Raw genomic sequence first — 23,877 nt, 5'->3', positions numbered from 1 at the left:
AGCATTTATCAGACCTCGATATTTCAAAAACCTATACTTACGCGGATTATTTGCAGTGGCAATTCGCGGAAAAAGTAGAACTGATAAAAGGATATATTTTTAAAATGGGTCCGGCACCAAGTTCCGATCACCAAGAAATATCAGGTAATATTTATTTTGCGTTTAAACTTTACTTATTGAAAAAGCAGTGCAAAGTGTTTGCTGCTCCTTTTGATGTTAGGCTTACGCGAAAATCATTTGCCAATAAAGAAGTAACAACAGTTGTGCAACCTGATATTTGTGTAGTTTGTGATCGTACTAAAATCGATAAACGTGGCTGCATCGGTGCTCCGGATATTGTGGTTGAAATTATTTCTCCAGGAAACAACAAAACCGAATTGAAAAATAAGTACGAAGTTTACGAAGAAAATGGCGTGCAGGAATACTGGATTGTTTCTCAGCAAGACAAAACCTTTTTGCGGTACACTTTGAATCAGGACGGCGTTTATGTAGCTTCCAGGTTAATGTCTGCCGAAGAAGAAGTAACTACGCCAATTCTTCCCGGCTTTGTACTTGATTTAGAAACTGTTTTTGCAGATTGATAAATTTCAATTAAACCATTTATCAAAGCTTTTCAGTTAATCAAAACCATCTGTTTTTTTCGAGGTTATGCTATCATAATTGATAATCAAACCATGAAAAAAATACTCTTCTCCATAGCCGTTCTTTTTAGCGCTTTAACGGTTTCAGCCCAGGTTCAAACCCGTCCAACTGGCAGTGCCTCCGGGATATCGCCCAAAGGAAAACTTTACGGTGAACGCGTTGATGTAAAAACGGTACACCCCATTGGCGATTTAAATGCTTATTTTGGCCGCCGTACTTCGGTTACCACCACCATTGTTGCAAAAGTAACCGGTATAGATAAAAGCGGCGACTTTTTTTACGTGAAAGACAACAAAGGCCGGCCGGTAACCGTGCGGTTTAAAAATGCCGGTTCTAAAATTCCGCAAGACGTAAAAGGCAAAACAGTGTTGATTGATGGCGTAATTTCTAAAAACTTCATCGCTAACAACAAGCAGCATTACGCCGGTTCAAATGAAGGAATGGATAAAAACGACGAAAAAAAGAACAACGCCGGAACCTACGAAATGGCCGCCCGCGGCGTGCAATTAATGAATTAAACGATACTATTTTTACCCATAAAAAAACCACGTCTGCTTGAAAACAGGCGTGGTTTTTTTGTGGCTAAAAGAAGCATTTGTTTATGATAAGAGAACGAAATATCAAATTGCTTTCTTACTGGCAATGATGATTCCGGTTGCCCAACGCATTTTTGTAAGCGTGATATCGGTACGGCTATCTAAATCTGCCATTAGTTTTAAAGCTTTTTCCTGATGCCCTTCCGGCCAGTTGGGTTGCGGCAACATGTCATCTAAAATGTAAAGCCCGCCAGGTTTTAACATTGCCAATGCTTCTTTTAGCATCAAATATTTGCCATGCCAGGTATCGGCAAAAATAAAATCGAACTTTTGGTTTTGATTATCCGAAAGCCATTAACCGGCATCGGCACAAATTAAATCAAGGCGATGATCCGTTAAATGCTGTTTGGCAATATTCAAAAAATGTTCATCATTATCTACCGAAGTCAGGGTAGAAGCGCTATCCATTCCATCTAAAATCCAAGCGGTAGATAAACCTGTTCCGGTTCCTAATTCCAAAAATTTTCCGCCTGGTTTTGAAGCTGCCAAAGTTTTCAGCAACGAACACGTCAGCGAATCCGAAGCCATGGTAAAGCCAGATTGTTTCGTTGCTTCATCTACTTCAAAATAAGACGCAGGAAAATTTTGGGTAATTTCTTCTGTCATGATTATTAATTAAACTGAAATTTAGGTGATAAAAGAAGCATCCCTCACTTACTTAAATACATTGACTTTTCTTTGTACAGATGGCGGAAATACGGGTCTTCCAAATCGCGGATAAAACGGATTGCTTCGCCGGTTGATTTCATTTCAGGCCCTAATTCTTTGTTCACTTCCGGAAATTTATCAAAAGAAAAAACCGGCTCTTTAATGGCATAACCTTGGAGTTTCCGTTCAATCGTAAAATCTTTGAGCTTATTCGCGCCCAACATGATTTTTGTGGCGATGTTGATATAAGGCACATCGTAAGCTTTGGCAATGAAAGGAACCGTACGCGAAGCCCGCGGATTGGCTTCAATCACATAAACTTCTTCGTTTTTGATGGCGAATTGGATATTCAGTAAACCGCAAACATTCAAAGCTTTGGAGATTTTTACGGTATGTTCTTCCATTTGCCGGATCACGTTTGCCGACAAATTAAACGGCGGCAAAACTGCGCTTGAATCGCCGGAATGGATACCAGCCGGTTCAATATGTTCCATCAAACCAATGATGTGCACTTCTTCGCCATCGCCAATCGAGTCAGATTCTGCTTCTTCTGCACGGTCTAAAAAATGATCAATTAAAACACGGTTTCCGGGAAGGTTTTTAAGGAGGTTAACTACGGCTTTTTCCAAATCTTCATCATTGATCACGATGCTCATGCCTTGTCCGCCCAGCACATAACTTGGCCGAACCAACACCGGATAACCCACCTGATGCGCCACAACCAACGCTTCTTCGGCACTTTCGGCAACGCCGTATTTTGGATAGGGAATTCCTAATTCTTTTAAAAGATCAGAAAAACGGCCGCGGTCTTCGGCAATATCCATGTTATCAAAAGAAGTACCGATAATTTTGATGCCATGCTCGTGCAACTTTTCGGCCATCTTCAAAGCCGTTTGGCCGCCAAGCTGAACGATCACGCCTTCCGGTTTTTCCAGGTCAATAATTTCGCGCACGTGTTCCCAAAAAACCGGCTCGAAATACAACTTATCCGCCATGTTAAAATCGGTCGAAACCGTTTCCGGGTTGCAGTTGATCATGATGGATTCGAAGCCGCATTCTTTTGCGGCCAATAAACCATGCACACAACTGTAATCAAACTCAATTCCCTGACCAATTCTATTCGGACCAGAACCTAAAACAATAATTTTCTTTTTGTCGGAAACAATGGATTCATTCTCGCCTTCGTAAGTTGAATAGTAATAAGGCGTTTTGGCCTGAAATTCGGCTGCACAAGTATCCACCATTTTGTAAACCCGGCGGATGCCCAACTCTTTGCGGCGCTGGTAAACGTCTTCCTCGCTAACATGCTGCAAAACGTACGCAATCTGTGCGTCCGAAAAACCTTTTTGCTTTAAGGTGAAAAAGAAATCTTTCGGAATATTGTTGAGCGAATAACGGCGCAGTTCAACTTCCATATTAACCACTTCCTGGATTTGGTTTAAAAACCAACGGTCTATTTTGGTTACTTTACGGACAGATTCGATCGGTACGCCCAAACTTAAAGCATCATAAACATGGAACAACCGGTCCCAACTTGGATGCTCCAGGCTGTACATAATTTCATCCAAATTTCGGCTTTGTCTTCCATCCGCGCCTAAACCGGCGCGTCCAATTTCCAAACTCTGACAAGCTTTTTGCAAGGCTTCGATAAAGCTGCGGCCAATGCCCATCACTTCGCCAACCGATTTCATTTGCAAGCCCAACTCTTTGTTGGCGCCTTTAAATTTATCAAAGTTCCAGCGCGGGATTTTGACGATCACGTAATCCAGCGTTGGTTCAAAATAAGCCGAAGTTGTTTTGGTGATTTGGTTTTGCAGTTCATCCAAATTAAAACCGATGGCTAATTTGGCTGCAATTTTGGCAATCGGATAACCGGTTGCTTTGGAAGCCAAAGCGGAAGAACGCGAAACACGCGGGTTAATCTCAATAGCAATAATATCATCATTGGCCGGGTTGACCGAAAACTGCACGTTGCAACCGCCGGCAAAATTGCCAATGGCACGCATCATTTTGATAGCCTGATCGCGCATGGATTGGTAAGCACGGTCGCTCAAGGTCATGGCTGGCGCAACAGTAATCGAATCGCCGGTGTGGATGCCCATCGGGTCAAAATTCTCGATGGAACAAATAATGATCACGTTATCGTTGTTGTCGCGCAGCAGTTCCAGCTCAAATTCTTTCCAGCCGATAACCGCTTTCTCCACCAAAACTTCGTGCGTAGGAGAGGCTTGCAAACCGCGGCTCAACGCCGCATCAAACTGTTCTTTTTTATGCACGAAACCGCCGCCGCTTCCGCCCAACGTATAACTCGGACGGATCACCAGCGGGAAACCGATCAACTGCGCGGCTTCTTTACCTTCCAAAAAAGAGTTGGCAATTTTAGAAGGCGCCACGCCAATGCCAATCTCCACCATCAACTGGCGGAACTCTTCGCGGTTCTCCGTTTTTTCGATGGCTGCAATATCAACCCCAATAATTTTAACGCCGTATTTTTGCCAGATGCCGCGTTCTTCGGCTTCTTTGCACAGGTTTAAAGCCGTTTGTCCGCCCATGGTTGGCAGCACGGCATCTATTTTTCGTTCCCGTAAAATGATTTCCAGGCTGTCGCAGTTTAAGGGCAGCAGGTAAACATGGTCGGCTATGACTTTATCCGTCATGATCGTTGCCGGGTTGCTGTTGATAATGGAAACTTCAATCCCTTCGTCTTTTAAAGACAAAGAAGCTTGCGAACCGGCATAATCAAACTCGCAGGCCTGGCCGATAACAATAGGGCCGGAACCGATAATTAAAACAGAATTGATGGAAGTGTTTCTGGGCATTGGGCTTTTTTTACGGGTAAAATTTAAGCGCGAAGCCAGAATTTTCCTTGCTAATGGACAGGAAAATCCCGACTTGTTTGTCGGGATGCAAAGGTAGTTTTTTTGGTGGTTTTTTATTAGTTGCCTAAAGAAAAATTGAGTGGCATTGCATAGCTTACTTTAACCGGAACGCCATGCTGCGTACCTGGATTCCACTTAGGAGACTGTTTAATTACTCTTAATGCTTCTGCATCGAGATCAGGTTGAACACCTTTTAAAATTCTGATGTTCGTTAAACTTCCGTCTGTTTCTACTACAAATCCAATTAGTACTCTGCCTTGTATTCCTCTTTCTCTTGAATCTGGCGGATAACGAAGATTATTGGAAAGATAATTTCCGAATCCCTTTTCTCCGCCTTTAAAAGTTGGCAATGCTTCTTTTATCGTATAATTTTTAGTGCTGCCACTTTCGTCGGTACTGGTGCCTTTAATAAACTTACCATCCGCATATTCCTCCGTAAAAGAAATTTTGCCTTTGTTCGATGTGCCTTTCCAAACGCCGTTTCTTTTTCCATTTTTTACGTCGCCTTCTTCTTCAATGGTTTGGTAATCGGCACCAAAAATGGGATAATGTCCGTTTCCCTCTTTAACAGTTTCTACACCGGTGGAATCATAAACTAAATGTATAATTTCTTCCTTGCCCATACTTCCGGGTTGTGGGCTGCGGTTTTTATTATCTACATATTCAAGCGAACGGTACAATTTTCCATTTTGGTAATAATCGTACACCACGCCCAACATGTACCCTTTTTCATAATTGGCAACTTGTTTTCGTTTTTTGTTGGGATAAAAACTGGCCGATGTTCCTTCTAATGTAATCGGGTCTATGGTAGATGATTTGCCAATCATCTTTTGGTTTCCGTTTAAATAATACTCTAACACATTGTAAAGCACCGTTCCCGAATCCGGCTCCCGAACAATCCGGATAAAATCGGCACTGTCTTTCAGTTTGACTTCTCGACCGTCGTTCTTCAAAAAATAAACGTTTTGTTTTTGGGCGAAACCGTTCAACACCCAAAAAAGGGCGGTAAAAGAAGCAAAGTAGAATTTGAATTTCATAGTTGTAATTTGGCTTAAAAATACAAGGTGTTTTTAGCATTCAAAAATTTAAAATATTTTATCAAACTCAATTTTTACCCGGTAAAAGAAGCATCATCAACCCGAAAAATAGTATGTTTGGAAATACTTGTTTCAATTTTATTTTAAATGAAAATTAATATTTCTGTTTATTTTGGTTCAGCGCTTTTATCGCTTGTTTTACTCAGTTCTTCGCCCGCAAAAGCACAAATCAAAAAAGCAAACGACCCGGTTTACCAAAACTTAGACCCATCCGTAAAGCCCGGCGACAATTTTTTTGAATATGCCAACGGCGGCTGGATCAAAAGAAACCCGATTCCGGCAGCGTATTCCAGCTGGGGGATTGGCAACGTGGTGAGCGAGGATTTACGCGACCGCTTGAAAAAAATCAACGAAGATGCCGAAAAAGCTAACGCGCCAAAAGGTACGAACACGCAAAAAATCGGCGATTTTTATTACAGCGGCTTGGATACCGTTACGACAGAAAAGCTGGGCGTTTATGCCATCAAAACGCCTTTAGACCGCATCGAACAGATTAAAACCAAGCAGGATGTACTGGACGCGGCGGCTTATTTAACCACCATCGGCGTTCGTAATTTTATTGGAACAGGCGTTGGCCAGGATGCAAAAAACAGCGTGAAAATGATGCTACAGTTCCGCCAGGCGGGTTTGGGTTTGCCCAACCGCGATTATTATTTTAAAACCGATGCCCGCACTGTCAAAATCAGGAATGATTACGCGCAGCAGCATATCCCGGCCATGCTCAAACTTTCGGGTTTAACGGATGCCGCTGCGGCCAATGCTGTTTTTAGCATTGAAAAATCATTGGCTGATAGTAGCCGCACGTTGGTTGCCCTGCGCGATCAGTATAAAAACTACCATAAAATGCCGGTGGCCAAGCTGAACCAGTTAACGCCAAACATCAACTGGACAAACCTTTTTCCGAAAATGGGTTTAAATTCGGTGGATAGCGTTATCGTTGGCCAGCCGGAATTCTACCACAATCTGGATAAAGCTTTAACCACTTTTTCGGTTGCCGATTGGAAAGCTTACTTGCGCTGGAAACTGATTTCGGCTTATGCTTCCGTTTTAAGTAAAGATTTTGAGCAGGAAAATTTCCGCTTTTCAGGAACGGTTTTATCCGGTAGAAAAGAACAATTGCCGCGTTGGAAACGTGTTTTGGACAATGAAGGCGGTTTGATGGGCGAACTGTTAGGACAGCTTTTTGTGAAAGAATATTTCCCGGCCGCTTCCAAAAAACGGTACGAAGATATGGTAGAAGCGATCCGCGTTGCTTACAAAGAACACATCGAAAAACTGGATTGGATGAGTCCGCAAACCAAGCAAAAAGCGTTGTTAAAGTTGAACGCCATCCATCCAAAAGTGGGTTATCCGAACCAGTGGAAAGATTTTTCGGCGTTGCAGATCAGCCGCAATTCTTATGCACAAAATGTTATGAATGGCCGCAACTGGCAATACCTGGAGAATATCCACAAGTTGGGCAAACCGGTTAACCACGCCGAGTGGAACATGACGCCTCAGACTTACAACGCCAATTACAGTCCGAGCAATAACGAAATCACGCTTCCGGCGGCGCAATTTATGATTCCCGGAATCAAAGATGTCGATGTGGACGATGCCGTTGCTTACGGTTACGTGGCTGCTTCTACCATCGGCCACGAAATCACACACGGTTTTGATGACCAGGGCCGCCAGTACGATGCGAAAGGAAACCTGAAAGCCTGGTGGACGCCGCAGGATTCGGTAAAATTTACGCAGCGTGCGCAGAAATTGGTTGACCAGTTTAACAGCTACAAAGTCTTGGATAGTTTACATGTAAACGGAAAAGCGACTTTAGGCGAAAACATTGCCGATCTGGGCGGTATTGTGTTGGGTTTGGATGCTTTCAAAAAAACGGCGCAGTACAAAGCGGGCAAAACCATCAACGGATTAACACCGGTGCAACGTTTCTTTTTGGGTTATTCTTTGGGCTGGTTGGGCCACGAACGAGACGAAGCTTTGGCCAATCAAGTAATGACGGACGTACATTCGCCCGGCTTTTTGCGTGTGAATGCGCCTTTTTCTGATGTGGACGAGTTTTACACCGCTTTCGGTATTAAAAAAGGCGACCCGATGTGGATTGACCCGGATAAAAGGGTGAAGATTTGGTAATGCTTCTTTTATCGGGTAAAATTTAAAGCGATGTTCGTTCATTGCTTTTTTTATGCCTATAAATTTATCTTTGATGCCGATGCTGACAAATGCTTTCACCGATTGGGTTCGCGCGCAAAACCCGCTGGAAGTTACCGGCGTCATTACCGGTATTTTGTGCGTTTACCTCGCTGCAAAAAACATCATCTGGAACTGGCCTTTTGCCATCGTCAGCGTTTGCACCTACATTTTTATTTTTTTTAAGGCGAAGTTGTACGCCGATATGGGTTTGCAGTTTTACTTTCTGGCAATGAATAGTTATGGCTGGTACTATTGGAGCAGAAGGCCAAAATCAGCAGAAAAAGTCCCGGTTGTGCGGATCACCCAAAAAGAAATTATCCTTTCCATCATCGGCGTAATTTTATTCACGGCAATTTTAGGTTTTGTATTGAAGCAGAAAACGGATGCGGCCTTTCCTTTCGTTGATAGTTTTTGTACGGCCTGTAGTTTAATTGCACAGGTTTTCCTCGCCCGAAAAGTTTTGGAAAACTGGTTGATCTGGGTTTTTGTTGATGTTATTTATGTGGTTGTTTATACGGCCAAACATCTGCATCTAACGGCTGGCATGTATGCTTTGTATTTAATTATTGCGGCTTTGGGTTACCGGGATTGGAAACGGGATTATCAGTTGCAAAGACGTTGCATGTAGAGACGTTGCATGCAACGTCTCTACCCGAAATAACAACAAAAAATCAAAAACAATGAACCCAAAAATCATCAAAATAGCAATCGTAGGGCCGGAATCTACCGGAAAATCTACCATGTCTAAATACCTGGCCGATCATTACCAAACCATTTGGGTGCCCGAATATGCACGTGAATATTGTGAGCATTTAACAGGCGATTGCACTTTGCAGGACGAGATCAACATGTTTCACGGGCAGTTGGCTTTGGAGAAAGAACTGCTGCCCAAAGCCAACAAACTACTGATTTGCGATACTACTTTTATCACCATAAAAATCTGGAGCGATGCCTTGTTTGGTGGTACGCCACAGGAAGTGCTGGACGAACTGCCCAAGCAACACTATGATTTATATTTATTGCTCGATATTGATATGCCCTGGCAGGACGATCCGCTGCGGAATTTCCCAATCCAGCGCGAACATTTTATGCAGGTTTGGCACCAGGAATTAAAAGCGTTGAATGCCAATTATAAGGTGATTTCCGGGATTGGGGAAACGCGTTTTCAAAATGCGGTAAAAGCCATAGATGCTTTTACCGCAAATCAAAACCGTTCAGCTTAATGGCTGGTTTTGGTGGTATCGCTGCCGGAAGAACTTCCCGCAGAACTTGTGCCCGTAGTGCCGGAGGAGCCTTTGATGGCTTGCGTAGTATCGCCGGCACCAGAACTGCCTGCCGAACCGGAATCCGCCACGGCATTGCCTGTTTTTGCAGTATTGCTGTTGCAGGCTGATAAAGCCAATCCGGTAAAAATGGCAATCATAAAACTTATCTTTTTCATCTTCAAATTGTTTAAACAATAAGCGGCAGCCAATCTTTTTGTTTCCTCAAAAAAGCTTGGTGATGCTTCTTTTACCCCTATATTTTAGATAATGCTTTTTACCACGCCGCCATCAACGCGAATGGCCGAACCATTGGTTCCGGCGGCTAGCGGACTGGCGATGTAACAAACCATGTTGGCAATTTCCTGTGGCGAGATAAAGCGTTGCAGGATCGAACTTGGGCGCATCTCTTTAAAGAAATCATCTTCTACCTGTTCAATACTTTTATTTTGTTTCGTAGCCAAACCCTCAATAAATCCGCCAACGCCTTCTGATAAAGTTGGGCCGGGAAGCACGGAATTAACGGTAACGTTGGTGTGTTTGGTCAATTCGGCCAAACCGCGGGAAATAGACAATTGCGCCGTTTTCGTCATGCCGTAATGGATCATTTCTTCCGGAATGTTGATGGCAGATTCGCTCGAAATAAAAATAATACGGCCCCAGTTTTTGTCCAGCATTTTTTTGAGGTAAGCGCGCGAAAGCCGGATGCCGCTCATTACGTTTACTTCAAAAAATTGCAGCCAATCTTCATCTGCAATTTCATCAAAAGGTTTTGGTTCGAAAATGCCCACGTTGTTCACCAAAATATCAACTGCAGGAATCGCCGCGATCAGGTTTTCTACTTCTTCTGTTTTAGAAAAATCGGCTGCAACACCTTTAATGTTTGCGCTTCCGGTTTCGTTTTCCAGCTTTTTAACGGCTTCGTTTACGCGTTCTATCGTTCGGCCGTTCAAGTAAACATGCACGCCTTCCTGCGCCAGCGTTTTTGCAATGGCATAACCAATCCCGGCAGTCGAACCGGTTACCAAAGCAGTTTTATCTTTCAGTTGAAAATCCATTTTCTTAATTTATAGTTTAGAAGTAGTCAGAAAGTCGGAAAGACCGAAAGTCTGAAAAGTCGAACAACAACATCATTGGCACTGTTTTCCAATTTCTATCTTTCGGACTTTCGGTCTTTCCGACTTCCCAGCTTAAATCACTTTTTGATGGCTTTTACCAAATCTTCCACTTCCGGGATTTTCGGAAAAACTTTAACCAGTTGATGGCTTTTATCATAAACAGCTTCGTACGGCGTGGTAACTACCTGATAAAATCTTTGTACAACTATATTAACACGGCCTTCCGTTCCAACGGTTATGTTCGGGTATTTTTTCAGCCCGTAATCCTTTACAAATTTAGTTATGGCTCTAAACTGAGTTTTCGGGTCAAAAAAAGTTATCATCACGATTTGTGTATTGCCAAATTCTTTGATGTGCTTGGTCAATTGTTCGGTTAAATGTTGGCAATGCGGACAATCCGGCGCAAAATAAATCAGCATTACCGGCACGTTTTTTTTGAGGTTTGCCGGCGTAACGTACGTGCTGTCGGTGGTTAAAATTTTATAAGGCGGGATGTTTTTATTGGCCGGCCCATCTTGCGAACAAGCGGAAAAAGTGATGCCAATAAACAGTAAAAACAGGTACAAGGATTTCATGCGGATGCTTCTTTTAGGGCAATAAAATAGTTATTCAATAATACTTAATTGGGTGATGATGTTGTCTTCGCTAATAGGAAACGGTTTTTTGTGGCGGATCGTTTGGTGCACGGCATCAAAAATACCCATAAAATTACCTTTGAGCGAAGGAACATATTCGGTTTCCATTTTTTCGGTTTCCGGGTTGATAAAAGTCAGCTCGCCTTCCATCCCGGCTTCTTCCACACCAAAACCAAGTGCTAAGGGCGACATGCCCTGATCGAGCTGCGCTTCCTGCACATCCGAACGTTTTTTGATAAAACTGCCGCGCGTGCCATGCAGCACAAAACCGGGCAAAGGCTTGGCCACCAACATGCTGGCGTATAAAAACACATTCATGCCTTCTGCATATTTTAGGTGGAGAAAGGCATAATCCGGTACTTCTGTTTTCATCCGGAATTCGCCCAGCGTTTTGGTGAAGCTTAGCGGTTTGCCAAAAAGATCGAGCGTTTGGTCAATCAAATGCGGACCCAAATCATACAATAGCCCGCTGGCTGGCATGGGCGTTTCTTTAAATACTTTTGGCCCGATTTCCGGCCGCCAGCGGTCGTACCGAAAATGCACTTCCACTATTTTGCCTAATTTTCCGGTTTCCAGCACTTGTTTTACGGCCATCACGTCGCTGTCCCAGCGGCGGTTTTGGTAAACTAAAACTTCGCGGTTCAGCTTTCGGCCTAAATCAAAAAGTGCTTTGGCTTCTGCGGATGTTGGCGCAATTGGTTTTTCGATCAATACATGTTTGCCGGCTTCTAATGCTGCTTTTGCATGGTCAAAATGGGCGAAGTTGGGCGTGTTTACCACGATGAGTTCCAAGGTTGGATCGTTGATCAGTTCGTCAATCGTATCGTAGCTTTTTATTTCCGGGTAAAGTTGCCGTGCTTTTTTGGTGTTCCGTTCTACAATCGCATCCAGGCTAAAAGCCGGGTTGGCATTTAAAAAAGGTGCATGAAATATCCGGCCAGACATGCCGAAAGCCAGTAAGCCGGTTTTGATAGGTTGATCCATTTTTAATAACTTAATTTTTGTGTGCTTCTTTTATGAGGTAAAATTAGGTAACTATCTGCGAGTTGGGACATGGCTAAATTTACATATAAACATTTCTTACATATTTATATTTTCATTTATTTTAGTATAAGTTACACCGTTAATATTAACACTAAACATATATTTATAAATTTTTTTGTTTTTTGTAACAAGGTTTTGATAGATAATAAAGCCTTCTATTACAAGGAAAGATTTTTCGTCTTTCAGTACGTTTTCAAGTTTGTCAGTAATAGGCCGATCGATAATTACACCAAAATCAAAAGGTTTATCTTTAGTTATGTATCTATTTATCACAATGTTTTCTTTAGGTACAATTTTAGTATTCTTGAACATATATTCATTTAATGCCAAGAAATTAGGGTTGAAATCCATGCTTACACCCGGATGGTTAACTAATACTTTAATGGGATAGTTTCCAAGGTTTTCTATAGAATATTGAATTACGATGTGTTTATTATTAGCAATAGAAAAAGAGGGTTTAACTATTTGCAGATAAGGTTCGTTACCTACTTCGAATTCCTTTTGACTTGCTGTCAAAGTTTGAAGCTGAGCATTGAGACTAAGACTATCCCTTTTAGACCTTTTTCTATTTTCTATAATAATATTATCATTAAGTCTTTTTGTCTCGTTAAAAGACACTTTGTTAGCAGAATCGGAGCTTTTAAATATGTTATTGGAAAGTGTGTAACTCTGTTCTGCAATAGAATCTGCTTTAATAGCGGCATTGGCAGATATAATTGCAGCTTTGGTTTGAGCAGAGGCTTTTTCAAAGAGAAAATAAGTAAAAATAGCCAAAACTATATTCACACTAACTGCTGCTATAGCAATTACTTCTGATGTTTTGATGTCCCACTGATTTACAGTGTTAGCTCTTATATTGGCTGATTCATTTATTATATCAGAACCATTAGCCCCGTTTGTGCTATTGCTGGTTACTTGGGTAATATTATTTTCGATTTCACATTCTGGAACATTACTTGGTTGAAATTGGCTTTCATGATTTTGTTGATTGTTATTTTCAGCCTCATTTTCCATTATTTTTTAATTTCTTTCAAATATAAATTCCATAAACCCTAATATTAAAATTTTTAGTAAAAGAAAAAGGCTTAAAGTAAGCCTCTATAAATTCTGGTATTTTCTCCTTGTCCCAACTTGTATAGTTACTCTTCGGGGGATTATTAATTCAATTGTTGACATTTTCTTCATTAAAAATCAATAAATTATCCCACTAAAAGATGCTCCTTACCGCGCCGCCGTCAACCTGGATGGTAGTTCCGGTAATGTACGAAGCTTTTTCGGAAGCTAAAAAAGTAATCAAAGCTGCCAGTTCTTCCGGTTTGCCAATGCGGCGCAACGGGATGTTTTTTGCCCTTTCTTTTAAGGCTTCTTCTTCACTCATTCCCGCAGCTAATTGTTGTTTGATGCTGGTGTTTCGGACGCGATCGGTTAAAATCAAGCCCGGACAAACATTGTTCACCGTAATTTGGTTTGGCCCAACTTCATCGGCCAGCATTTTGGCCATGCCGATAACGCCCATGCGAATGCTGGTGGAAAGCACCGAATTTTCCAAAACAGATTTAACAGAAAGGCTGGCGATATTGATGATCCTGCCGCTTCCGGTTTTTTTAAGGTGAGGCAAAACCAAGCGCGAAAACCGGACGGTGCTTAGCAAATTCAGTTCGAAAGCGGCCTGCCACTGCGCTTCGTCAAAACTTTCGAAAGGGCCAAAAGGCGGGCCGCCCGCGTTGTTCACCAAAATATCAATCTGCCCAAAACGTTCCATTGCCTGCGCGATAAAGTTTTCGCATTGCTGTGCATCCGTTACATCAACCGGAACGGCCATTACTTCCGATCCTGTTTTCTCGCTGATTTCCAATGCTGTTTTTACCAGCTCTTTTTCATCGCGCGCGCCAATTACCACGCGTGCGCCTTCGGCGGCCAACGCTTCGGCGGTGGCGCGGCCCAGGCCTTTGCTGGCTGCCAAAACAACGGCTACTTTATTGCTTAATCCTAATTCCATAAAAATAATAATCGGTGACTATTTAAAATTTACTTGCCGGGGTTTCCATGCTTCTTTTACCACATAAAAATTAGTGTTGATGATTGGTACAAACACCAATTTTTATAGGGTAAAAGAAGCATTGGCATTTTTTTATCAATGAAGTTGTTTAAACTTTTGGTGTTACTTATTCCATTTTACTTACATGTATTAATCAAGGACACACCCCTAACCCCTCTCGAGAGGGGAAGCATAGTTTGCTACCTTTCCGGCTTTAGAAAGGTATGCGCCATATTTCCCCTCTCGAGAGGGGTTAGGGGTGTGTCCTTTCATCTTTTTTAGCCATAAAAAAAGTATTTATCAAAGAAATTTAAGTTTAAACAACTTCAATATAAAACCCTTAAAAAACCCCAAATTTTAACAAGGGCCACAACCTTGTTTTAATGACCAAACATGCCCGAAATAATGTTGATGCTTAAAGCTACAATTGCGGTGTTGAAAACAAAAGACAAAATGCCCTGCAGCCAGGCCAACCGGCGTATCCTGCGGGAGCTAATTTCCACATCAGACACTTGGAAAGTCATGCCGATGACGAACGAGAAATAAACAAAATCCATAAAATCCGGGCAGGGCTCTTTCGGGAATTCCAGGCCGTAGCCATATCCGCCTTCTTCGTTTTTGGTAGAATAAAAAATATGCGCGTACCGCATGGTAAAAACGGTATGCGTAAGCCACCAGGAAACAGCTACCGAAGCAATAGAAAGGAGGACATGGGTTATTGTTTGTTCTTTTGACAGCCCTTTTAAAGATTGCAACAGCAAAACCACGGCAAACAAGCTGGCAAGGGCCGAACCAATAATAAAAAGAAAAATAAAGGTTACACTGGAATCTTCCAGGCTGGCTACCCGGCGCACATCGCTTGGGTGCATTGAAAGGATAGAGATCCAGCTCATCACCAAAATACTGGTAGCATAACCGATCCAGGTAAGCATGATGTTAACGGGCAAAGCTTGTTTACGCGTTAAAAAATAAGTAAGCAAAGCAACTGCCAGTGCAATATATTGCCGGTGCTGCGAATCCAGGTACTTAAACTTTTTTTGGGTCATGGCTTACGTTTATTTTGGCCTAAATGTAAAAAGTAATACCCAGAAGCGGTGTAATATTTGTGTGCCTAAAAGAAGCATGGCTTAACTGCTGGCCGCAACCGCTTTTCTTCTTCGCCGGGTCCAGGTTTGCAAAATGGACTGTGTCGGGATTTCATCGCCCAATAATTTCCCCCAAGGCTTCAGGTCATCAATCCTATCGAAAACAATTTTTAAAACAGCAACCATCGGGATGGAAAGGAACATGCCGGCAACGCCCCACAGAGCGCCAACCAGCAATACGACAATAATGGAAATCAAGGCATTGATTTGTACTTTGGAAGATACAATCCTCGGCACCAATATATTGTTGTCAATAAACTGAATGACCGAGTAAGCGATAATAATACCAATTTGCGTGCTGTAGCCATCTTTGGTTACGGTGGCCATTAATACGGGCAAAGCAATGGCGATGATGCCGCCAATGTATGGCACCATGTTTAAAATGGCACCGATAACACCAATCAATAAAGCGTATTTAACGCCTAAAATAAACAAGGCCGCAGAATTAAGAACGGCGACGATAGCAGCTTCAATCAACAAACCAACAATATAACTTTGGATGGCCATTTTGGTCTGGTTTAAAATTTCGGCTACGCGTGCCGAGTTTTCTTCGGAGAAAACCTCATACAAAAAGTTTAAGATCAGTTCTTTATAATAAAGCAATAAAAAAATATAAACCGGTATTAAAAAAAGCACGCTGAACAGGCCAAACAAACTGCCGATGGTTTGGCCGACCAGGCCTTTGCTGTTGTTGGCAGCCTCGTTCAGCATTTGCATCTGCTTTTGGATGCTGAGGCCAAAAGTTTGTTGTATCCATCCTTCTATTTCAACCACAATTTGCCCGCCTTTTGCTTTTAAAGCAGGAAAAGTATCGCCAAACTGGATCATTTGGGAAGAGAGAAAATAAAGCACGGCAAACAAAACAACCAACATAGTAAGCAGTGTTAAAGTAACGGCAAGTACTTTTGGCACTTTCCACATCCTTAATTTTGAATAAAACGGGTTAAGTAAAATGGCCAGCAAAACGGCGAAACCCATCGGCACCAGGAAATCGGCCAGGATGTAAAGGGCCAGTATAAACAGCGAGATGCCAAACAGGATGACAGTTGCTTTAAGGTAAAATGGGTATTGTTTTATGAGCATAGATTCAGGTTATCGCATCAATTTGTTTGGATTAAAACAACAGTTGATGATGGCTATTTTTAAAATTCGATCAACCTGATTAACCCAAATACCTGCATAAGGTTTAAGTTTTATGCCGATAAAAGAAGCATCGGCAATTAAAATCAATCTACCGAAACCGTCAGCCCTTCCTGCTGCAAAATTTTGCGGTAAACTTCCACTTCGGTAAAAGAACCTTCTAAAATGGCGCATTTGCCTTTGGTGTGCACTTCCCAGGCAATTTTTTCTGCCTGGCCGTCGGTATAGTCCAGGTATTTCATCAGGCAGTAAATTACGTGCTCAAAAGAGTTTACCTCATCGTTCCATAATATTAACCGGTGGCTTTCTTTTAAACCTGCCATTAATTCTTCCAGCGTGAAGCTTTCTTCTTTAACCTCTGTTGACATAAAAGCAAATTTAATGAAAATAAAAGTTGCTTGTTCAAAAATACTGCAACAACGTTTTTGGTTTTTGGCGATGCTTCTTTTACCGGGTAAAAATTGGTGTGGGAATGATGTTGAATGATTAAAAATCATTAGTTCAAAAAGACACGGATTGCAAATCTGCGCCAACCGAAATATGTAACAATAAAATAACCAGCTAAACGGTTTGTTTTAAAATCAGTCTGAACAAAAACTTCATTATCATTGCTGCACATGAAAGCATTCCCTTTTGTATTTTCCTCCGCCCTGTTATTGTCGTTTATGATACGGGCGGATGCGCAGTCCAAATCCGGCCTGAAAACCCTAAAAGCACCGCCGCACCCCATTACGGTGGATGGCAACCTAAAAGATTGGGGCGACAGCCTGAGTTATACCAGCGAAGCAAAGCATATTAATTACGGTTTGGCAAGCGATAAGGAAAATTTGTATTTTGCCGTCCGTATCCAAAACCGGGCGCAGCAAGAACAAGCCATGCGCAACGGCATTACGCTTTCCTTTAATCCCGAAGGAAAGAAAAAAGAAACGTACAGCCTGACTTTCCCCTCGCCAGACCAGGACGAAAACAGCATTTTTATCATGCCAAAAGCAGACAATGCCGTTACCCAGCAACAGTTGAAGCAGGAAGACCAGGAAGAACGCCGCAAGGCCGAACTGCTCAAGCTGCGCGATATTGATGTGAAAGGTTTTAAAGATATCGAGACGGACCACATCAGCACGGCCAATACTTATGGCATAAAAACAGTATTGAATTTTGACGAACAGGGCGCTTTGGTCTATGAAGCGGCCATCCCGATAAAAATGCTGCACAACGACAACAGCAACGGCAAGCCCTGGATGTTTGATATCAAGATCAACAGTTTTACGGCACCAAAAGGCAGCCATGATGGTTTAACACCGGCCGGAAACGCAGGGGGAATGGGCGGCGGCGGAATGCGTGGCGGCGGCATGGGAGGAACGGGCGGTGGCGGCGGCCGGAGAGGCGGCGGCATGGGCGGTGGTGGCCAGGGCAGTTACGGCGGCGGCAACGACCAGGGCAAAGCTGTAGAGATCAAGGATAAATTTGCCTGGTAAAAACAGTATTGCTATCCATGCTTCTATCCATACAAAAAGCTGTTTTAATTTATTTGGAATGGCTTTTACTGTTTGTGCCGATGCTTCTTTTACCAGGTAAAAATTGGTGTTTTAACTTTTGTTGATAGAATGATTGCAAATCATTAGCTCAAAAGGCACGGATTACAAATCCGCGCCAGCAGGTTTTCGGCCAGTTGCCCACATCAACAATTATTTTTGATGTTGTGGTTTTCCTTGTACCTTCATCGGTGCCGTTTACCGTTCAATTATTAGCAGTTATTCAATTTTATGGACCTTAAAGAAATAAAGGACAGGATCATCAGCGGTGATCTAAAATCGCTGGTGAGCTCCGGAAATACGCCGGATATTCACCCTTCAGACGTTGCCCGGATACTTAATACGCTTCCTGCCGATACAGCCGTCCAGTCGTTCTGTACGTTTTCCGATAAAAAGAAAATCATCCTCTTTGCTTACGTCGGCCATTTTCTGCAAAAAAAGATCATTGAGGCCCTTCCCAAAGAAAAAGCTTCCCGGATTTTGGACCATCTAAGTTCGACCGACCGGTATTCGTTTTTTACCTCGTTGACGGCTTTGGAGCGTTCTAAATACCTCGACTACTTAAACGACAACAATAAAAAAGCCACGCTTGACGTGCTGGGCTACCCGCGCCAAAGCGTTGCCAGGCTGGTCAACACGCAATTTGCAACCATTAAAGAAGATATGACCATTGCCGATGCCAACGAGCATTTGCGTAAAAACCATGCCGATACAGATATTGCCAACGTGATTTACGTGGTAGATGATCAGGGGAAGCTGCTGGACGATATACCGGTGCGGCGGCTGGTATTAAACGACCCGGCAAAAAAAATCCATGATATTATGGACGGCGTTTGCATCAAACTAAACATCGAAGAAAGCACAGATGAAGCCATAGCCAAATTTAAAGAGTACGACCGCACCGTGCTGCCCGTGGTTAATGCAGATGATTTGCTGCTGGGCGTAATTACCGTTGATGATGTGATAGATGTGGCCGAGCAGCGCAATACCCGCGAAATGCAAAAGTTTGGCGGTGTAGAATCGCTGGAATATCCTTACGTGAACACGCCTGTGGTATCGCTGATAAAAAAACGCGCCGGCTGGCTCATCATTTTATTTTTGAGCGAGATGCTTACGGCCACCGCTATGGGTTATTTTGAAGGTGAAATTGCCAAAGCCGTGGTGCTGGCGCTGTTTGTCCCGCTGGTGATTTCGAGCGGCGGCAACAGCGGTTCGCAGGCGGCCACTTTAATTATCCGTGCCATGGCCGTAAAAGAACTCAGCGTAAAAGACTGGTGGTATGTGATGAAGCGGGAAATCCTGTCTGGTGCTTGTTTAGGAACGATTTTAGGCACCATCGGTTTTTTGCGGATCAGCTTGTGGCAGTATCTGCATTGGTATAATTACGGCGCACACTGGGTTTTAATGGCCATCACCATCTTTTTCTCCTTAATCGGCATCGTTTTGTGGGGAACGTTAAGCGGTTCGATGATCCCGATGGTATTGAAAAAATGCAAGTTGGATCCCGCTACTTCCTCCGCCCCGTTTGTGGCCACTTTGGTGGATGTAACCGGGCTGATCATCTATTTTAGCATTGCCGCTATTATGCTGAAGGGGACTTTGCTGTAAGCGGCAGGCTAGGGTTAAAAGTTTAGCCTTGTTGCCGATGCTTCTTTTACCACCTAAAAATCATTGTGTTTTTTGTACAGATCATCATATCCGGGCACAAAATTTATAGGCATAAAAGAAGCATGGTAGTTTTTTAGGATAGAAATTTAAACAGGTTCATTATTGCTGATGCTTCTTTTATCGGGTAAAAATTGGTGTTGCCTGCTTTGGCAGGAGTGCAATTATCAATGGTAATAATTGATTGCAAATCATCGGCTCAAAATGCACGGATTGCAAATCCGCGCCAGTCGTTGTCCGCTTGTCATGCTGATAGTTGATAAATAAATTCTTCAATTTCTGTTTGCCGGGCATTTGCAAATCCTTTGTCCGTACCAATTTTTACAAAACCACATTTCCCTAAAACTTTTTGTGAGCCATAATTGTCAAAAGCAGCCCGTCCGTAAATTGGCCTCACTTTTTCAACCTTCAAAAAGCCCTGAAGCGCAGTTGTGGCAATTCCCTGCCCCCAAAATTTCCGGTCAATCCAATACGTAATCCCGGCTTCGTTTTCCATAACATATTTTGCTATGCTGCCTGCAATTACATCGTTTACTTTTATCGTCCGCATATGGATGGTTGGGTCAGCCAAATGCTTTGTATATTTTTCAAGGTAAGCATTTTTGTCGTTTGGATTTTTTGATGTAAACGCCGCCAAATAATTTGCCTCACAGTCAAGCTGAAATTGAAAAAATACATTTAAATCATTTTCTTCTGTTTCGGTTAAAATGATATTGTTGTTTGCCATCGTTCAGAAATTTTTTAGGGTTTTGATGTTTTGAAGGTATTTTTACTGTCGCTAATGTTTCAGCCACGGCAAAAAAATGGTATTTAAGATTCTTCGGCCAGAAACTAAAGTTAAAATTTTATTTAAATGCTATGCTTCTTTTACCAGGTAAAAATTGGTGTTTTAAATTTGTTGATAGAATGATTACAAATCATTAGATCCAAAGACACGTATTACAAATCCAGGGCAATTGGTTTTTTTATTGTTGATGCTTCTTTTACCAGGTAAAAATTGGTGTTTAAAATTTTGTTGATAGGATGATTAGAAACCATCAGCTCAACTGGCACGGATTGCAAATCCGGGGCAGTTGGATTAGCGGTAGAGCTTTTACTGGCTGTTCTTTTTAATAAGTTGTACCATATTTTTATTAAATGATAAAAGTTCGTTGTCTAATGTGGCAAAAAAATCTAAGTCGGCATTTTCTACTGCAATGATAGCTTTTTGCAAAACAATTTCACCTTTTGTTGCCAGTCGAATGGTTTTCGCCCTAGTGTCGGTTTGGTGTTCTTGTCGTGTTATAAAACCTTTTTCTTCCAAGGTCCGCAATACTTTTGATACCATCATTCTGTCGGCATTGCTTTGGTTGGCAATGTCAACTTGCGTTACAGATTTATTTTTTTTTGAAAGCCACCCTAATGCTGCCAGCAAAACAAATTGCGTTTGTGTCAAATCCAAAGGGTCTAAAACCTTTTTTTGTTTACGCTGCCATAGCATGGTTACTTGTCCAAGTAAATAACCAGGGCTGTCGTTTGGGCTTTTAAAATTAAAGTTCAATTTCTTCAAGCATAATGATATTGCCTATAATTATTTTGCTTCCAAAAAAGTAAGTTTATATCCGTCAAGGTCTTTTACATGGAATGCCCTGCCAAAAGGTGTTTCAATAATTGGCCCCGCAGTAGTTATTTCCTTTGCAATAAATTTCTTTTTCAGTTCGTCCACATTTTCATTTACGGCAAACCAAAGTGCTACGCCTGTTCCCAAATCTTTTCCTTCGATTGGTTCCAAAGGTGTGCGGATAGCAAAACTTGCTTGTCCCTGATTGTATTTAAAAATACAGGCTTGCGGATTCGAGTTGTCAATTTCAAACCCTAATTTTTGGGTATAAAAGTCTTTTGATGCTTCCAAGTTTTTCACTTGTAGTGATGCGAAGGTTAATTGTATCATTTCGTAAAATTTAATTGTTGCCGTAAATATAATATACATGACAACAATATACAAACGGTTTTTATGTTTTTTGATTTTTAAGCCGTCAAAAAGTTTGATGTCTGATGTTTTGTTAAAGTTCGGATAGCATTATAGCTAATGGAAAAGGCTTGACGTTGTAGGGGAAATCAGGGAACGTCAGCCCAACTTTGCACTAAAGATAAATTGAAAAACTAAACTTGAGCCCTTATTTTTCAGCCCCTATAACGCCAAACCCCTATTAGCGGTTCGTTGTTTTTCTGTTTAGGTCATCCACTGTAATTATTCTATTAGTGTAGGAATTAATTGTCAGTCTTACATTTCGTTCGTCGTTTGTGATATAAATATTTTTACCTGTTTTTTGGAATTTGGATTTGTCTGTTTCGTTGATAATTGCAAAAATCATATCTTCAATTTCGACTTTTGAAAGCTCTATTTTCAGTTTCTTATTAATCCTTTCATAAACAAGGTCGGTGTAACAAATTCTGTCTAAAATTTCTTTTTTATAGTTGTTCGTAATTGCGTTCATTTGTTCGTGTTTAGCGGTAAATAAATGTCAATTATAGAAGTTGGCTTATTCCATTGAAACCGGTAATCATATTTTTCAAAGTGCAAAAATCCCGTCTTTGTGTGGTCTTCAATTTTTAGATTTAATTTCGGTAAGATGACTTTATAAATTTCATACAATGTTTGTTTCATATTTTCCATCCGTCCTTTATGCGTAAATATTTCATATTCGCCTTTCGGGATTTCTAAACTTGTAAAATGGTCAGGAAACAAAAAATTGTTTGTCGGAATTGCTGTCAATTAGTAATGTTTTTCTCCTACTTTAAATGTTATTCCAAATTTTGTCCAATTACCACCATTTTGATTTAGTCTAAATTTTTGTAGTTGTTCATTAAAGGTCGCCCAATGTTTTTGTATGATTTCAAAATTGTCAGATTGAGAGTTAATCAACTCTGTCATAAGTCCGCAAGTCTTAATATTTTGTTCTATCGTTGTCATTCGAGGTTGATCGGTACAATGACCGCTAACGTTCAAGGCTTGGCGAAGAACTGGAATTTAAAACCCGTTAGCCGAGAACCAAAGTTAAATTTATAATCAAATGCTGATGCTTCTTTTACCGGGTAAATTTTGTTCCTTCCGCCGGAACTGAAGCAAAATAGTAAAACCAAAGCTGATGTTTAATCCGTCGGCCAGTTTTTTGCCAAACCGATGTTGGCGGTTCGTGCTTTATCAAACGGTTTGTGGCTGCTTGATTGTTAACAAACTGGCTTTGTCTTTACGTTTAGCATTTTTGCTTTTAATATCTTGCATGATTTTTCTAAAGTCAGCAAGTTCCTGTTCTGACCATGGTTCAGATTTAGTCGACAAGTCAACATCTTTCGGTTCTTTTATCAGTCCCATATTTTTAGCTTTTAAAATATTGTGAAATGAGCCTTAGAGCTGCACTCGTTTCAATAAACATTCTTAGTCCACGAAAATGTGTTGCATAAAGCGATTGTTCATAATGTTTGATCAAGGCTGTCTTAGCGTCAAAAGCAATGAAGCCCTCGTAACCTTTGTCAACAGATACTTTACAAGCATAAGCAACTAAATTTCCAGGAACGCCAAGATAAACTTTTTCTTTCCCTTTGTTAAATTTTGAACTTTCGATCAAGTGCATAAAAATATGGTCTGATTTATCTTCAATGCTTAAAAGTCCCTGAATAATTGTAGGGTTATTTGCGGTTGTCAGTTTATAAACTTCTTTTGTTTCATCTTTAAGTTCCTTATGCCAATTAAACTGCCAATCTGCTTTTCTGATCTGTCTGCTGTCTTTGTTTGTAAGCCTGATAATTTCTGTATTAAAAACTTCGCTGGTTAAAACGTTTTCAATAGAGTTTGTCAGCTTATCAATTTCAAAATCAAGTCCGATAGCTTTTTGCTGTTTCACCCTACGAATTTACAGATTTCAGGGCAATCTTGTAAATTATTCGTCAGTTTAGGTCGTCGTGCAGCATGACCGTTAAGGTTCGGGGCTTGGCGAAGGACTGGAATTTGAAACCCGTCAGCCCCAAACCAAAGTTAAATTAATAATCAAAAGTTGATGCTTCTTTTACCGGCTAAATTTTTATCCGTATGCCAGAACTGAAGTAAAATAGAAAAATAAAAGTTCAACAACTTCCGTCCGCCAGTTTTTTGCCAAACCCATGTTGGCAGAAGTAGTTCTCTATCCTGCAATTTGAATTTTGTTGTTCATAAGTTCCACATTAAAATTCACTTTAGCTTTTAATGCACGAAAAACTTTCAAAATAG

At 41.5% G+C, this 23,877-nt stretch carries 28 protein-coding genes; 7 read left to right on the top strand and 21 right to left on the bottom strand.

Annotated elements, in window-relative coordinates; all coding sequences use genetic code 11:
• A partial coding sequence (locus V5804_RS16840; RefSeq protein ID WP_369592575.1) for a Uma2 family endonuclease occupies positions 1 to 581 on the top strand: 581 nt, incomplete at its 5' end.
• Positions 582 to 674: 93 nt separating this feature from the next.
• Positions 675 to 1,160 (top strand): DUF4920 domain-containing protein, encoded by a 486-nt coding sequence (locus tag V5804_RS16835; protein ID WP_369592574.1) that lies wholly within the window; start codon positions 675 to 677, stop codon positions 1,158 to 1,160.
• 102 nt (positions 1,161 to 1,262) lie between these two features.
• Here the strand turns inward: V5804_RS16835 and V5804_RS16830 are convergent, their stop codons facing one another.
• The 4 genes from V5804_RS16830 to V5804_RS16815 all read right to left on the bottom strand — a co-directional run bounded on the left by V5804_RS16830 (position 1,263) and on the right by V5804_RS16815 (position 5,802).
• Positions 1,263 to 1,463, bottom strand: a complete 201-nt coding sequence (locus V5804_RS16830; RefSeq protein ID WP_369592573.1) for a hypothetical protein — start codon at positions 1,461 to 1,463, stop codon at positions 1,263 to 1,265.
• 69 nt (positions 1,464 to 1,532) lie between these two features.
• Positions 1,533 to 1,844 carry an O-methyltransferase gene (locus V5804_RS16825; RefSeq protein ID WP_369592572.1) on the bottom strand — a complete coding sequence of 104 codons (312 nt, stop codon included), beginning with the start codon at positions 1,842 to 1,844 and terminating at the stop codon, positions 1,533 to 1,535.
• Positions 1,845 to 1,888: 44 nt separating this feature from the next.
• Positions 1,889 to 4,705: a carbamoyl-phosphate synthase large subunit gene (carB, locus tag V5804_RS16820; RefSeq protein WP_369592571.1), complete on the bottom strand. Its 2,817-nt coding sequence runs from the start codon at positions 4,703 to 4,705 to the stop codon at positions 1,889 to 1,891.
• A gap of 116 nt (positions 4,706 to 4,821) precedes the next feature.
• Positions 4,822 to 5,802, bottom strand: coding sequence for a TonB family protein (locus V5804_RS16815; RefSeq protein WP_369592570.1), 981 nt, complete (start codon positions 5,800 to 5,802; stop codon positions 4,822 to 4,824).
• Between the two features lie 147 nt (positions 5,803 to 5,949).
• Here V5804_RS16815 and V5804_RS16810 point away from each other — a divergent pair, with 147 nt between their 5' ends.
• From V5804_RS16810 to V5804_RS16800, 3 genes are all read left to right on the top strand, one after another.
• On the top strand, positions 5,950 to 7,992 hold the full coding sequence (locus V5804_RS16810) for a M13 family metallopeptidase (RefSeq protein ID WP_369592569.1): 2,043 nt from the start codon (positions 5,950 to 5,952) through the stop codon (positions 7,990 to 7,992).
• Between the two features lie 73 nt (positions 7,993 to 8,065).
• Positions 8,066 to 8,680 carry a nicotinamide riboside transporter PnuC gene (gene pnuC, locus V5804_RS16805; RefSeq protein ID WP_369592568.1) on the top strand — a complete coding sequence of 205 codons (615 nt, stop codon included), beginning with the start codon at positions 8,066 to 8,068 and terminating at the stop codon, positions 8,678 to 8,680.
• A 52-nt stretch (positions 8,681 to 8,732) separates the two neighbouring features.
• Positions 8,733 to 9,275, top strand: a complete 543-nt coding sequence (locus tag V5804_RS16800) for an AAA family ATPase (protein WP_369592567.1) — start codon at positions 8,733 to 8,735, stop codon at positions 9,273 to 9,275.
• On the opposite strand, the gene V5804_RS16795 is transcribed toward V5804_RS16800, so the two are convergent.
• The 9 genes from V5804_RS16795 to V5804_RS16755 form a co-directional block, all read right to left on the bottom strand.
• Positions 9,272 to 9,493, bottom strand: coding sequence for a hypothetical protein (locus V5804_RS16795; RefSeq protein ID WP_369592566.1), 222 nt, complete (start codon positions 9,491 to 9,493; stop codon positions 9,272 to 9,274). The genes V5804_RS16800 and V5804_RS16795 overlap by 4 nt on opposite strands.
• A gap of 84 nt (positions 9,494 to 9,577) precedes the next feature.
• Positions 9,578 to 10,372, bottom strand: coding sequence for an SDR family NAD(P)-dependent oxidoreductase (locus tag V5804_RS16790; RefSeq protein ID WP_369592565.1), 795 nt, complete (start codon positions 10,370 to 10,372; stop codon positions 9,578 to 9,580).
• A 137-nt stretch (positions 10,373 to 10,509) separates the two neighbouring features.
• Positions 10,510 to 11,007, bottom strand: a complete 498-nt coding sequence (locus V5804_RS16785) for a TlpA family protein disulfide reductase (RefSeq protein ID WP_369592564.1) — start codon at positions 11,005 to 11,007, stop codon at positions 10,510 to 10,512.
• Between the two features lie 30 nt (positions 11,008 to 11,037).
• Complete coding sequence (locus tag V5804_RS16780; RefSeq protein WP_369592563.1) at positions 11,038 to 12,051, bottom strand: Gfo/Idh/MocA family oxidoreductase; 1,014 nt, start codon at positions 12,049 to 12,051, stop codon at positions 11,038 to 11,040.
• A gap of 96 nt (positions 12,052 to 12,147) precedes the next feature.
• On the bottom strand, positions 12,148 to 13,125 hold the full coding sequence (locus V5804_RS16775; protein WP_369592562.1) for a hypothetical protein: 978 nt from the start codon (positions 13,123 to 13,125) through the stop codon (positions 12,148 to 12,150).
• A 193-nt stretch (positions 13,126 to 13,318) separates the two neighbouring features.
• Positions 13,319 to 14,110, bottom strand: coding sequence for an SDR family oxidoreductase (locus V5804_RS16770; RefSeq protein WP_369592561.1), 792 nt, complete (start codon positions 14,108 to 14,110; stop codon positions 13,319 to 13,321).
• 419 nt (positions 14,111 to 14,529) lie between these two features.
• A complete protein-coding gene (locus V5804_RS16765; RefSeq protein WP_369592560.1) occupies positions 14,530 to 15,195 on the bottom strand; it encodes a DUF1345 domain-containing protein in 666 nt (221 codons plus the stop codon).
• Positions 15,196 to 15,276: 81 nt separating this feature from the next.
• Positions 15,277 to 16,377: an AI-2E family transporter gene (locus V5804_RS16760; protein ID WP_369592559.1), complete on the bottom strand. Its 1,101-nt coding sequence runs from the start codon at positions 16,375 to 16,377 to the stop codon at positions 15,277 to 15,279.
• Positions 16,378 to 16,520: 143 nt separating this feature from the next.
• Complete coding sequence (locus tag V5804_RS16755) at positions 16,521 to 16,802, bottom strand: ATP-dependent Clp protease adaptor ClpS (RefSeq protein WP_369592558.1); 282 nt, start codon at positions 16,800 to 16,802, stop codon at positions 16,521 to 16,523.
• A 249-nt stretch (positions 16,803 to 17,051) separates the two neighbouring features.
• On the opposite strand from V5804_RS16755, the gene V5804_RS16750 reads away from it, so the two are divergent.
• On the top strand, positions 17,052 to 17,909 hold the full coding sequence (locus tag V5804_RS16750; protein WP_369592557.1) for a hypothetical protein: 858 nt from the start codon (positions 17,052 to 17,054) through the stop codon (positions 17,907 to 17,909).
• A gap of 288 nt (positions 17,910 to 18,197) precedes the next feature.
• Complete coding sequence (gene mgtE, locus V5804_RS16745; RefSeq protein ID WP_369592556.1) at positions 18,198 to 19,574, top strand: magnesium transporter; 1,377 nt, start codon at positions 18,198 to 18,200, stop codon at positions 19,572 to 19,574.
• Positions 19,575 to 19,875: 301 nt separating this feature from the next.
• Here the strand turns inward: mgtE and V5804_RS16740 are convergent, their stop codons facing one another.
• The 8 genes from V5804_RS16740 to V5804_RS16705 form a co-directional block, all read right to left on the bottom strand.
• Positions 19,876 to 20,358, bottom strand: coding sequence for a GNAT family N-acetyltransferase (locus V5804_RS16740; RefSeq protein ID WP_369592555.1), 483 nt, complete (start codon positions 20,356 to 20,358; stop codon positions 19,876 to 19,878).
• A 366-nt stretch (positions 20,359 to 20,724) separates the two neighbouring features.
• On the bottom strand, positions 20,725 to 21,180 hold the full coding sequence (locus tag V5804_RS16735) for a MarR family winged helix-turn-helix transcriptional regulator (RefSeq protein ID WP_369592554.1): 456 nt from the start codon (positions 21,178 to 21,180) through the stop codon (positions 20,725 to 20,727).
• Positions 21,181 to 21,201: 21 nt separating this feature from the next.
• Complete coding sequence (locus tag V5804_RS16730) at positions 21,202 to 21,561, bottom strand: VOC family protein (protein ID WP_369592553.1); 360 nt, start codon at positions 21,559 to 21,561, stop codon at positions 21,202 to 21,204.
• Between the two features lie 259 nt (positions 21,562 to 21,820).
• Positions 21,821 to 22,108 carry a DUF3781 domain-containing protein gene (locus V5804_RS16725; RefSeq protein ID WP_369592552.1) on the bottom strand — a complete coding sequence of 96 codons (288 nt, stop codon included), beginning with the start codon at positions 22,106 to 22,108 and terminating at the stop codon, positions 21,821 to 21,823.
• Positions 22,105 to 22,359, bottom strand: coding sequence for a GyrI-like domain-containing protein (locus tag V5804_RS16720; RefSeq protein WP_369592576.1), 255 nt, complete (start codon positions 22,357 to 22,359; stop codon positions 22,105 to 22,107). The genes V5804_RS16725 and V5804_RS16720 overlap by 4 nt, the downstream gene beginning before the upstream one ends.
• A gap of 27 nt (positions 22,360 to 22,386) precedes the next feature.
• On the bottom strand, positions 22,387 to 22,584 hold the full coding sequence (locus V5804_RS16715; protein ID WP_369592551.1) for a hypothetical protein: 198 nt from the start codon (positions 22,582 to 22,584) through the stop codon (positions 22,387 to 22,389).
• A 231-nt stretch (positions 22,585 to 22,815) separates the two neighbouring features.
• Complete coding sequence (locus V5804_RS16710) at positions 22,816 to 22,986, bottom strand: hypothetical protein (RefSeq protein ID WP_369592550.1); 171 nt, start codon at positions 22,984 to 22,986, stop codon at positions 22,816 to 22,818.
• A gap of 4 nt (positions 22,987 to 22,990) precedes the next feature.
• Positions 22,991 to 23,515 carry a hypothetical protein gene (locus V5804_RS16705; RefSeq protein WP_369592549.1) on the bottom strand — a complete coding sequence of 175 codons (525 nt, stop codon included), beginning with the start codon at positions 23,513 to 23,515 and terminating at the stop codon, positions 22,991 to 22,993.
• Positions 23,516 to 23,877: the final 362 nt, after the last annotated feature.

It is taken from the genome of Mucilaginibacter sp., assembly GCF_041088075.1.
GTDB lineage: Bacteria > Bacteroidota > Bacteroidia > Sphingobacteriales > Sphingobacteriaceae > Mucilaginibacter_A.
Note: the sequence above shows the minus strand (reverse complement) of the source record. Positions and strands in the feature narration are given on the sequence as shown.

What these genes read in the sequence shown, in the direction of transcription:
- V5804_RS16815 (WP_369592570.1), bottom strand. Translation starts at nt 5,802, where the DNA reads ATGAAATTCAAATTCTACTTTGCTTCTTTTACCGCCCTTTTTTGGGTG.
- pnuC (WP_369592568.1), top strand. Translation starts at nt 8,066, where the DNA reads ATGCCGATGCTGACAAATGCTTTCACCGATTGGGTTCGCGCGCAAAAC.
- V5804_RS16725 (WP_369592552.1), bottom strand. Translation starts at nt 22,108, where the DNA reads ATGAACGCAATTACGAACAACTATAAAAAAGAAATTTTAGACAGAATT.
- V5804_RS16715 (WP_369592551.1), bottom strand. Translation starts at nt 22,584, where the DNA reads ATGACAACGATAGAACAAAATATTAAGACTTGCGGACTTATGACAGAG.
- V5804_RS16730 (WP_369592553.1), bottom strand. Translation starts at nt 21,561, where the DNA reads ATGATACAATTAACCTTCGCATCACTACAAGTGAAAAACTTGGAAGCA.
- V5804_RS16810 (WP_369592569.1), top strand. Translation starts at nt 5,950, where the DNA reads ATGAAAATTAATATTTCTGTTTATTTTGGTTCAGCGCTTTTATCGCTT.
- V5804_RS16740 (WP_369592555.1), bottom strand. Translation starts at nt 20,358, where the DNA reads ATGGCAAACAACAATATCATTTTAACCGAAACAGAAGAAAATGATTTA.
- mgtE (WP_369592556.1), top strand. Translation starts at nt 18,198, where the DNA reads ATGGACCTTAAAGAAATAAAGGACAGGATCATCAGCGGTGATCTAAAA.
- V5804_RS16770 (WP_369592561.1), bottom strand. Translation starts at nt 14,110, where the DNA reads ATGGAATTAGGATTAAGCAATAAAGTAGCCGTTGTTTTGGCAGCCAGC.
- V5804_RS16825 (WP_369592572.1), bottom strand. Translation starts at nt 1,844, where the DNA reads ATGACAGAAGAAATTACCCAAAATTTTCCTGCGTCTTATTTTGAAGTA.
- V5804_RS16780 (WP_369592563.1), bottom strand. Translation starts at nt 12,051, where the DNA reads ATGGATCAACCTATCAAAACCGGCTTACTGGCTTTCGGCATGTCTGGC.
- V5804_RS16765 (WP_369592560.1), bottom strand. Translation starts at nt 15,195, where the DNA reads ATGACCCAAAAAAAGTTTAAGTACCTGGATTCGCAGCACCGGCAATAT.
- V5804_RS16750 (WP_369592557.1), top strand. Translation starts at nt 17,052, where the DNA reads ATGAAAGCATTCCCTTTTGTATTTTCCTCCGCCCTGTTATTGTCGTTT.
- V5804_RS16785 (WP_369592564.1), bottom strand. Translation starts at nt 11,007, where the DNA reads ATGAAATCCTTGTACCTGTTTTTACTGTTTATTGGCATCACTTTTTCC.
- V5804_RS16775 (WP_369592562.1), bottom strand. Translation starts at nt 13,125, where the DNA reads ATGGAAAATGAGGCTGAAAATAACAATCAACAAAATCATGAAAGCCAA.
- V5804_RS16755 (WP_369592558.1), bottom strand. Translation starts at nt 16,802, where the DNA reads ATGTCAACAGAGGTTAAAGAAGAAAGCTTCACGCTGGAAGAATTAATG.
- V5804_RS16790 (WP_369592565.1), bottom strand. Translation starts at nt 10,372, where the DNA reads ATGGATTTTCAACTGAAAGATAAAACTGCTTTGGTAACCGGTTCGACT.
- V5804_RS16795 (WP_369592566.1), bottom strand. Translation starts at nt 9,493, where the DNA reads ATGAAAAAGATAAGTTTTATGATTGCCATTTTTACCGGATTGGCTTTA.
- V5804_RS16710 (WP_369592550.1), bottom strand. Translation starts at nt 22,986, where the DNA reads ATGGGACTGATAAAAGAACCGAAAGATGTTGACTTGTCGACTAAATCT.
- V5804_RS16830 (WP_369592573.1), bottom strand. Translation starts at nt 1,463, where the DNA reads ATGCTAAAAGAAGCATTGGCAATGTTAAAACCTGGCGGGCTTTACATT.
- V5804_RS16760 (WP_369592559.1), bottom strand. Translation starts at nt 16,377, where the DNA reads ATGCTCATAAAACAATACCCATTTTACCTTAAAGCAACTGTCATCCTG.
- V5804_RS16800 (WP_369592567.1), top strand. Translation starts at nt 8,733, where the DNA reads ATGAACCCAAAAATCATCAAAATAGCAATCGTAGGGCCGGAATCTACC.
- carB (WP_369592571.1), bottom strand. Translation starts at nt 4,705, where the DNA reads ATGCCCAGAAACACTTCCATCAATTCTGTTTTAATTATCGGTTCCGGC.
- V5804_RS16835 (WP_369592574.1), top strand. Translation starts at nt 675, where the DNA reads ATGAAAAAAATACTCTTCTCCATAGCCGTTCTTTTTAGCGCTTTAACG.